This window comes from uncultured Campylobacter sp. (genome assembly GCF_937997465.1).
Taxonomy (GTDB): Bacteria; Campylobacterota; Campylobacteria; order Campylobacterales; family Campylobacteraceae; genus Campylobacter_A.
The window spans coordinates 1-9,695 of sequence record NZ_CALKTQ010000303.1 but is presented as its reverse complement, the minus strand read 5'-3'; the positions used below and the strand labels follow the sequence as shown (position 1 = coordinate 9,695).

The 9,695-nt window shown below is 45.6% G+C and carries 9 protein-coding genes; all 9 read left to right on the top strand.

Annotated features, from left to right (window positions below; genetic code table 11):
• Positions 1-125 precede the first annotated feature (125 nt).
• Positions 126-674 (top strand): DJ-1 family glyoxalase III, encoded by a 549-nt coding sequence (locus tag Q0546_RS10310; RefSeq protein ID WP_298792778.1) that lies wholly within the window; start codon positions 126-128, stop codon positions 672-674.
• A 375-nt stretch (positions 675-1,049) separates the two neighbouring features.
• Positions 1,050-1,295, top strand: a complete 246-nt coding sequence (locus Q0546_RS10305; protein ID WP_002948394.1) for an RNA-binding protein — start codon at positions 1,050-1,052, stop codon at positions 1,293-1,295.
• A 70-nt stretch (positions 1,296-1,365) separates the two neighbouring features.
• Positions 1,366-2,505, top strand: coding sequence for a glutamate--tRNA ligase family protein (locus Q0546_RS10300; RefSeq protein ID WP_298792776.1), 1,140 nt, complete (start codon positions 1,366-1,368; stop codon positions 2,503-2,505).
• A 150-nt stretch (positions 2,506-2,655) separates the two neighbouring features.
• The gene (locus Q0546_RS10295; protein WP_298792774.1) at positions 2,656-2,841 is read left to right on the top strand and encodes a hypothetical protein; all 186 of its coding nucleotides are present in this window, start codon (positions 2,656-2,658) and stop codon (positions 2,839-2,841) included.
• A 27-nt stretch (positions 2,842-2,868) separates the two neighbouring features.
• Positions 2,869-6,846 (top strand): DNA polymerase III subunit alpha, encoded by a 3,978-nt coding sequence (dnaE, locus tag Q0546_RS10290; protein ID WP_298792772.1) that lies wholly within the window; start codon positions 2,869-2,871, stop codon positions 6,844-6,846.
• 311 nt (positions 6,847-7,157) lie between these two features.
• Positions 7,158-7,769 carry a hypothetical protein gene (locus Q0546_RS10285; protein ID WP_298792770.1) on the top strand — a complete coding sequence of 204 codons (612 nt, stop codon included), beginning with the start codon at positions 7,158-7,160 and terminating at the stop codon, positions 7,767-7,769.
• Positions 7,766-8,515, top strand: a complete 750-nt coding sequence (locus tag Q0546_RS10280; RefSeq protein ID WP_298792768.1) for an ABC transporter permease — start codon at positions 7,766-7,768, stop codon at positions 8,513-8,515. The genes Q0546_RS10285 and Q0546_RS10280 overlap by 4 nt, the downstream gene beginning before the upstream one ends.
• Complete coding sequence (locus tag Q0546_RS10275) at positions 8,512-9,204, top strand: ATP-binding cassette domain-containing protein (RefSeq protein WP_298792765.1); 693 nt, start codon at positions 8,512-8,514, stop codon at positions 9,202-9,204. The genes Q0546_RS10280 and Q0546_RS10275 overlap by 4 nt, the downstream gene beginning before the upstream one ends.
• 81 nt (positions 9,205-9,285) lie before the next feature.
• Positions 9,286-9,695, top strand: a 410-nt coding sequence (locus tag Q0546_RS10270; protein WP_298792763.1) for an ABC transporter substrate-binding protein, incomplete at its 3' end; no start/stop codon positions are given.

Here is a 9,695-nt window from a genome sequence, read left to right as displayed (position 1 = left end):
GTTTCAAGAATTGCAATACGTAATCTTTACTTCCATTTTCCTTCCTTTCGAATTTAAAGTGGCGCAATTATAGCGCAAATTTAGCAAACGAGAGTATAATAATCCGAAAATTTAAGGAGAAAATTATGAAAAAAGTTGCCGTGATTTTTGCCGACGGGTTTGAGGAGATAGAGGGCGTTAGTATTGTGGACGTGCTTAGACGAGGCGGTGTGGAGGCCCATGTAGTCGGGCTTGATAAGCTACCTATCACGGGCGCACACGGAGTGAAATTAGTCTGTGATATGACTCTTTATGACCTTGAGGAGGTTGACTACGATATGCTGGTTTTGCCGGGCGGGTATACGGGTGTCACAAATATCTCCGGTAATCTAAAAATGAGAGAGACGATCAAAAAGTTTGCTAAAAAAGGCAAATTCGTCGCCGCCATTTGCGCCGCGCCGATAGCTCTTGGAGTGGCGGAAATCATGAAGGGCGAGTATACATGCTATCCTAGCTGCGAGGCTAGCGTCGAGGGCGGAACGTACGTGAGCGATAAAAACGTCGTGCAAAGCGGAAATATCGTCACCTCAAAAGGCCCTGCCACCGCGATGGAGTTTGCTTTGGAGCTGGTTAAAATTTTAAACGGCGAGCAAGTTTATAATGAAGTGAAAAACGGACTTTTATTTGTCAAATAACGATTTGCGGGCTTAAATTTTGATAGACACTGCACCTTTGTTTAAATAAAGGTGCGGCTGGTTAAATTTTTGAGTAAAACACGAAAGTGTCAAATTTGCGATTGTAATTTGCCGACAAAATCGCGTTTTTAGCTTAATTATAAAATTTATTTGCGCCGATTGGCCGATGCTTTGCATCAAACCTGACTTAAATTTACTTCAAATTTTACGCAACCCCAAACAGCCGAATAAAAAATGAATTTCCAAAAACGCCAGCCGAAATTTAAATTTACAAAAAATTATAAAAATATCAATTTTTATCTAGCTTTTTTATTTAAATTCAGGTATCATCTATTAACCGATTTTATCGGGAATTTGATTTAAGGAAACGTTACTGTGAATATTTACGTCGGTAACTTGTCATATCGCATGACTGAGGCAGAGCTTAAGGATACATTTGCGCCGTTTGGCGAAGTAAAACGCGCGAAAATCGTCAAAGATCGCGACACGAATCGCTCAAAAGGATTCGGATTTGTCGAGATAGAAAACGACGCAGACGCGCTAAAAGCGATCGAAGCGCTAAACAACAAGGAAGTAGGCGGCAGAGCTCTAAGAGTAAACGAATCTAAACCTAAAGAATAATCCGGCCGTCAAATCTGACGGCTTTTAACTAGTTTTTAAATTTAAGCTTTTTAACCAAATTTCGCTCCAAATGAACCAAAAAATCACATCTCGTATCGCTCCGACGCCAAGCGGCTTTTTGCACGTGGGCAATGTTTACAACTTCTTACTAACATATCTTTTTACTCGCGCATTTGACGGGAAATTGTACTTAAGGATCGATGACTACGACCTACCGCGCTACCGCAGGCAGTATGTGGAAAATATCTTTCTCGTGCTTGATATGCTGGGCATTGATTTTGACGGCGGACCTGGCGGAGTGGGGGAATTTGAAACCAAATTTAGCTCCAAATTTCGCCTTGGATCCTACCAAAATGCGCTTAAAAAGCTTGAGCAAAAAGGCGTTTGCTATGCTTGCGAGTGCTCGCACTCGATGAAAAACTCGTTTAAAAACGGCATTTACGCGCGGGTTTGCGCGGAGAAAAATCTTAAATTTAAAAAAGACGAAACGGCTATGCGACTTCGCGTCCTTGATGAGGCGGAAATTTGCACCCGGCAAAATTTGATAAATTTTGACGCTTTGAGGCGCGGCTCCTGCAGGGAGGAGAGTCTGGCGGGCGGCCTTTGGAATAATGAGCAAAAAGCGCAAGACGGCACGGCAAACGGTTTAAAAAATTTGACAAACTTTCGCGGCTTTGGCGGAGGCAAACCGAGCGATAAGAAATTTAACCTAAATGAGGTAGAAAATCCGGAAGAACGCATTTTAAATTTGGCAAATTTAGGCGTCTTAAATTTGACGGACGAAACGGCTTTTGAGGCAGAAAAATTTGTGCAAGCTCAAAGCGTAAATTTGGCTCAAATTTTGGGCGATTTCGTCGTTTGGAAAAAGGACGATACGCCCGCGTATAATCTCGCTAGCCTCGTGGATGATGAGATGTTGGGCGTAAATTTGCTCGTGCGAGGTGAGGATCTGCTCGCGTGCTCGGCGGCGCAAAAGTACATGGCGCAGATGTTAGGATACGGTTTTGAAAGTTCAAATTTCATCCATCACGGCCTGCTAGCGCATGGCGGCAAAAAGCTATCCAAAAGCTCGAGCGCACCGGCTGTGAGCGTAGCGGACGGCGCCAAAATCCACTATAAATTCGCCGCTTTTAAGCTCGGTCTTAATGCATCAAAATGCGACGGCTTGTCAAATTTGCTTGAGATGTTTAAAGAGAAATTTAGCCGATAAATTTAAACGCGCTACTTGGATTTTTTAAATTTAAAAAAAGTGCGGTAAATTTTTTATCCGCCTTATCTAAATTTTTCTTAATCCCCTCGTAATCGCGCTTCAAATTTTTATTTATGCCCGCAAGGTTTCGTCAAATTTACCGCTCAAATTTTGGCTAAATTTGGAGCCGTAAATTTAAACCGAGTTATCTATATCGCCAACCTCAAATTTACGCCCAAAACCCGCGTCAAATTTAAGCTCAAATTTCACGAAAAACCCGCCCAAATAGCCTACTTTCCGCATCTAGCTAAATTTAAACAAGACCGATTTATCCGCCTAAAAGCAAAATTTCTGTAAAATCAAAAGCATTAAAAAGGACGAAAAATGAGCGATTTTACAGATTTTACGCACCTGCACCTGCACACGGAGTATTCGCTGCTTGACGGCGCGAATCGCATCAAGGAGCTAGCAAAAACGCTAAAAAGCCAAGGCGTCAAAGCCGCGGCCATCACCGATCACGGCAATATGTTCGGCGCGATAGACTTTTATAAAACGATGAAAAATGAAGGCATAAAGCCGCTCATCGGCATCGAAGCCTACATCCATAACGGCGAGGAGCTAGGGGATAAAAGCACCAAGCAGCGCTTTCACCTCTGTCTTATCGCCAAAAACGAAATCGGCTACAAAAACCTGATGTATCTGAGCTCCATGAGCTATATCGAGGGGTTTTATTATTATCCGCGTATCAACAAAAAGATATTAAAAGAGCACAGCGAGGGCATCATCTGCTCCTCGGCGTGCCTACAAGGCGAGGTGAACTGGAACCTCAACCAAAGCGAGCGAAATTTACGTTTCGGCGCGGGCGGATACGAGGCGGCAAAGGAAGCCGCGCTGTGGTACAAAGAGGTCTTCGGCGATGATTTTTACCTCGAGATCATGCGTCACGGTATCGGCGATCAGCGCAGGATCGACGATGAGATCTTGCGCCTAGCAAAAGAGCTAAACATCAAGGTCATCGCGACCAACGACACGCACTATACGTTTAAGCAACGCGCCGATGCGCACGAGGTTTTCATGTGTATCGCGATGAACAAACTGCTAGACGATCCAAACCGCCTGCGCCACAGCGTGCATGAGTTTTACGTCAAGACGCCTGCGCAGATGAGCGAGCTTTTCGCCGATATCCCAGAAGCCGTTACAAACACGCAGGAAATCGTTGATAAATGCGACCTCTCTATCAAGCTAGGCGACGCTACGCCGCCAAATTTTAAATTTACGCTCGAATACGCCGCCGAGCGAAATTTGAGCTTGCCAGAGCCTGATAAACGCTACAGCATACCAAACGACAGCGTGCTGTTTGAACACGAGTGCAGGCAGGGGCTGGAGGAGAGATTGAAATTTATCCCAGCTGAGCGCCACGAGGAGTATAAAACCCGTCTGCAACGCGAGATAGATATCATAAACAAGATGAACTTCCCGGGCTATATGATGATCGTTTGGGACTTTATCAACGAAGCCAAAAAGCGCGGCGTACCGGTAGGCCCGGGACGCGGCTCTGCGGCGGGCAGCCTGGTTGCGTATAGTCTAAAGATCACCGACCTTGATCCGCTGCCCTATAACCTGCTTTTCGAGCGTTTTTTAAACCCCGAGCGCGTGAGCATGCCCGATATCGACGTGGACTTTTGTCAAAACCGTCGCGGCGAGATCATCGACTACGTCATCGAAAAGTACGGTAAATTTAACGTCGCGCAAGTTATTACATTTGGTAAGTTGCTGGCAAAAGGCGTCATCCGTGACGTCGCGCGCGTATGCGATATGCCCTACGCCGAGGCCGACGCGATGGCTAAGCTCATCCCGGACGAGCTAGGCATCACGCTAGAACAAGCCTTTGAAAAAGAGCCAAAGATCGGCGAGCTGATAGCAAGCAACTCAAATGCAAACAGAATCTGGAAATTTGCCCTTGATCTGGAGGGTCTAAACCGAAACGCAGGTATGCACGCGGCTGGCGTGGTCATCTCAAACGAGGAGCTGTGGAACAAAACCCCGCTTTTCCGCCAGCCAAACGCCGAGGAGGATCACTTCGTCACGCAGTATAGCCTAAAGTACCTAGAGGACGTCGACCTCATCAAATTTGACTTCCTGGGGCTAAAGACGCTAACCGTGATCGATAACGCCGTTAAACTCGTAAAAAAGAGATTTGGCAAAGAGATAATCTGGGAGCAGGTCAATAAAAACGACCCCAAAACCTACGAAACGATCAGTAGCGGTCAGACGCTGGGACTATTTCAGATAGAAAGTGAAGGCATGCAAAAAGTCGGAGCCGATATGCGTCCGGACTGCTTCGAGGATATCATCGCGATGATCTCGCTTTATCGCCCGGGCCCGATGGATCTTATACCAGATTTCATCAAACGCAAACACGGTTTAGAGCCTATCACGTATATATTCCCCGAGCTTCAGCCGATACTAGAGCCTACATACGGCGTCATCGTCTATCAAGAGCAAGTTATGCAGATCGTGCAGACTATCGGCGGCTTCTCGCTAGGAGGTGCCGATCTCGTGCGCCGCGCGATGGGTAAAAAGATAAAAGAGGAGATGGATAGGCTAAAGGGCAAATTTATCGAAGGAGCGCAGGCTCAGGGGCTAGACGGCAAAAAGGCCGACGAGCTGTTTGAGCTTATTTTGCACTTCGCTTCGTACGGATTTAACAAATCCCACGCCGCAGCCTACACCTACGTGACCTTTCAAACGGCGTATCTAAAGACCTACTATCCGGCCGAATTTATGGCGGCTCTCATCACTAGCGAGGAGACCAATGCCGATAAAATTTCGCGCTACATCGACGAGTGTAAGCGCCTAGATATCGCTATCCTACCGCCATCGGTCAATAAATCCGCCAAAGAATTCTCAGTCGTTAGCGAAGGAGGCAAGGACGCCATCATCTACGGCCTAGGCGCGATAAAGGGCGTCGGAGGCGCGGCGATAGAAAATATCCTAGAGGAGCAGGCCAAAGGCGAGTTTAAAGACATCGACGACTTTGTCTCGCGCGTGGATAACTTTAAGGTAAATAAAAAAGTCTTTGAAAGCCTGATAAAATCGGGCTCGTTTGACAGCTTTGGCCTCACGCGCAAGATGATGCTAAACAACCTAGATAACATCGTAGAGGCGTGCAAAAACGCCGCGACTATCAAGAAAAACGCGGCCGAGAGTCTGTTTGGCGACGACGAGAGTATGGCGACGGTTAAAACTAGTCTCGTGCGCGACGACTCCGAGCTAGAGCTAAAAACCAAGCTCAAATTTGAGCTAGAAAGCGTGGGCATCTACCTCTCGGGCCACCCGCTAGACGAGTACCGCGAGCAAATTTCAAAGATAAAATACACTCTAAGCGATAAATTTGACGAGCTACCGGAAAACGGCGAGATGCTGCTCGTGGGCAAGATCGAGGATCTAACGACCAGGATCAGCAAGAAAAACGGCAAAAAAATGGGCACGATCGAGATGCTCGATTTTCACGGTACGGTCGAGATCGCGGTCTTTGACAGAGGCCTTGGCGCGGTCGAGTCGATGAGCGCGGACGAGCGCGATCTACCGCATGCGTTTAAGGTTCGCTACTCCAAAGACGGGCAGTTCATGCGCATAAATTTGGATAAAATTTTGACTCTTGATGAAGCTATGAGTATGGATTTTTCGCATCCGCTTGAAAAATACAAAGAGCAAATCGAGCAGATAAAATACACGCCTAGCAAGGATTTTGGCAAGATAGACAAAACCAGCGAGATCCTAGTCGTCGGCAAGATCAGGGAGGTCGCCAGCATCACGAGCAAAAAGAGCGGCAAAGAGTTTATGATGCTAAGCATCATGGATCTTTTTAGCACGTTTAAGGTCGCGGCGTTTGACTCCGAGAAGGGCCTTATCGAGAGTCTAAGCGACGAACAAAAGGACACTCCGCTAGCATTTAAGGTGCGCTACAGCCGCGACGATCAGGGCGCTCGCATAAATCTAATCGACGTCGTAAGCCTCGAGGACGCGCGCGATATGAATTTCCAAAGCAGAAGTTTTAGGCAGCGTAAAGAGGGCGGCGCAACCTATCAAAACGGCTCGGCCGCTAGCGAAAGCAGGAGCAAAAGAGAGCTCGAGGATCTCGTGTTAGAACTAAATTTGGACGAAACGGGCAAGGATCTCATCACGCAAATTTACCGCGCCGCCATCGGCGAACACCGCGCCGCAGCCGATAAAAACAACAAACGCCTGATCATCCGTATCAAAGACGCGCAAGAAGGCCGCGCACTGGTTTATACGACGGAGTTTATCGTGGGGGATGGGTTTGAGGGGAGGGCGCTAGGGCTAAAACAAGCCGTTTAGATTTTTAAATTTGACGGCTTGTCTCGCGAGCGCTTTTTTAAATTCAAATTTGACTGATCTATCAGCAAACTTCGGGCTTAAATTTAAAAGAGAAAATATGCAAAAAGCGGCCTAAAAGAGCTAATGAAGCTTGAAAAAGCGGCGTAAATATACTAAAACCCATAGATAAAACCGCAGAAAAGAAAAATCTGGACGTAAAAGTCCAGCCGTTTTCTTACAAATTTAGCTTCCAAAGCCATTTTTTACTTTCAAATGATACAATTCTGATTTCAATTATTAAATTATAGCTTTTAAATTTGACGGGAGCTCTCATGAAAAAACTGGTTTGGCTAAATCCTGTTGTAAAAAGTATCTATGACCTTGCTACACTTACAAAGAGCTTGCAAGATAAGGGCTTTAGCGTAATGGAGTGCGAAAAAGACCACGTTAATAGCGTCAAAAACGCATACAAAAATAGCCTCGCGCAAAAGAAACTCATCTTTGATAGTCGCTGTCCTAGGGCTGCAAATTTCATCAGGGCAAATTTCAAAGAGCACGCCAGCCTCATCTCAAATTTAAACCCTATTTTGATAGAAACCGCCATGGAGCTTAGCTCAAAGCTAAAAGAGGACGAGTGGCTCTACGTGACGACGCCCTGTGAGGACTTGGCCGAGCTTGGCAGGGGGCTAAATTTAGCTCGAACCACATTTTTAACCTGGAAAAGCTTCAAAGAGCAAAATGGGATAAATTTAGAGACAAAAAAGCTCGAAGCAAGCCCGGTACCGCCGGGATTTTTTTCAAATTTAGGGGTAAAGACCCTAAGCCTTGGCAGCGCAGAAAAGATACAAAACGCCCTTTCATATAAATTTAGCGAGCTTAAAAACTACCGCATTATCGAGCTTTTATACTGCGAAAACGGCTGTCACAACGGAGATGGGCTGTGAAGGAAATCTTTAAAAAGAGCATTTTAGTTTTGGTGATCTTTGCCATCTGGCAGGTCGTCTGCGAGCTAGAAATTTTCACACCATATATCTTGCCAAGTCCAGCGACGACATTTAAGACGATGTTAGCCATGATACAAAGCGGCGAGCTCGTCACGCACACGGTCATCAGCTTTAAGCGTATATTTGCAGGCTACGCGCTCTCCTTTGCCCTAGCACTTGTGCTTGGCGGTATTGCAGCGCTTTTGCCAAAGATCGGCGTTTATTACGAGTGGATACTGGAGTTTTTTAGAAACATCCCGCCGCTTAGTTTGATTGCCATTTTGGTGCTTTGGTTTGGCATAAACGAGACACCAAAGATCATTATCATCATCCTAGCCTCGTTTTTCCCGATGTTTCTTAGTATCTCAAAGGGACTAACTAGCTGCGACGTGAAGCTCATCGAGGTCGGTAAAATTTTTGGCTTTAGCAAATTTGAGATTTTTTACAAGATCATCATAAAAAGCGCGCTAAAAGATATCTTTGTCGGCATGCGAATAGGGTTTGGCTACGCCATGCGCGCGATCATAGGAGCTGAGATGATAGCGGCTTCAAGCGGGCTAGGCTACCTCATACTTGATGCTGAGGAGCTTTCGCGCGCGGATAGGATATTTGTAGGCATTTTTACTATCGGCGTTTGCGGCGTGCTCATAGATAGGATATTTTTGCTCTTGATAGCGAAATTTAGCCTTTTGCGAGGTGAAAAATGATAGAAATTTCAAATTTATCCAAGCATTTTTTCATCCACGGCAAGCGAATAAATGTCTTAAAAGAGCTAAATTTGAGTGTAAAAAAAGATAAGATCACCGTCATACTTGGCAGGAGCGGATGCGGCAAAACTACGCTTTTACGCCTCATCGCCGGTCTTGAAAGCGTAAGCCTTGGCGAGATAAAATTTAAAGAGCCTGCAAAGATCGGCTTTGTCTTTCAAGAAGCACGCCTCATGCCATTTTTAAACGTCTATGAAAATATCGTTTTTGCGCTTAAAAAGCATGAGATCGAGCCAGCAAAGATAGATAGACTGATCTCCATGATAGGACTTAGCGACTTTAAATTTGCCGCTGTTTCGCAGCTCTCTGGGGGTATGAGCTCGCGAGTTTCGCTTGCGAGAGTGCTTGCATATGAGGCAAATTTGATCCTCATGGACGAGCCGTTTGCGGCACTTGATGCCTTTACGAGAGCTAGCATGCAGGCTGAAATTTTAAAAATAAAAGCCGGCAAAACTATCCTTTTCGTCACGCACAACATCGACGAGGCGCTATTTTTGGCTGATGAGATCATCTTGCTTGAAAAAGGCGGTATAAAATCAAGCTACGATCTATCAAATTTAGCAAGACCGAGAGACTTGCTAAGTGGCGAGCTAATAGCGATAAAACGCAAAATTTTGAGTGAAATTTAGGATAAAGATAGATGATAATTAAAACCAAAATGAAGCAAAAAATTTATATAATCCACAAAATTTAAATCACAAGGAGCAAATATGAGAAAGTTTTTCAAGGTTTTATGTGCAGCCTCTTTGCTTTGCCTCGTCGCAAACGCAAGCGAGAGCCTAGACAAGATCGGCATGACCTACGTCAAATCGCCGCTAAACGTCCCATCTATCGTCGATAAATTTAAAGGCTTTTACGCAAAGTCTTTTGGTGTGCCGGTGGAGTACTCTGACATAACATCAGGTGCGAAGCAGACGCAAGCGCTAGCTTCAAATTCGCTCCAGTTTTTAAACTGCGTGGGCGGCACTTCGGTTATACTAGCGGCTGCAAATAAGGCTGACATAAAGATCATAAGCGCCTATTCAAGGGCGCCAGAGGCGTTTGTGATATTTTCTAAGGACCAAAACATAAAGTCGCCAAAAGATCTAAAAGGCAAAAAGGTAGCAGGCCCAAAAGGCAC

What these genes read in the sequence shown, in the direction of transcription:
- Q0546_RS10310 (WP_298792778.1), top strand. Translation starts at nt 126, where the DNA reads ATGAAAAAAGTTGCCGTGATTTTTGCCGACGGGTTTGAGGAGATAGAG.
- Q0546_RS10300 (WP_298792776.1), top strand. Translation starts at nt 1,366, where the DNA reads ATGAACCAAAAAATCACATCTCGTATCGCTCCGACGCCAAGCGGCTTT.
- dnaE (WP_298792772.1), top strand. Translation starts at nt 2,869, where the DNA reads ATGAGCGATTTTACAGATTTTACGCACCTGCACCTGCACACGGAGTAT.
- Q0546_RS10285 (WP_298792770.1), top strand. Translation starts at nt 7,158, where the DNA reads ATGAAAAAACTGGTTTGGCTAAATCCTGTTGTAAAAAGTATCTATGAC.
- Q0546_RS10275 (WP_298792765.1), top strand. Translation starts at nt 8,512, where the DNA reads ATGATAGAAATTTCAAATTTATCCAAGCATTTTTTCATCCACGGCAAG.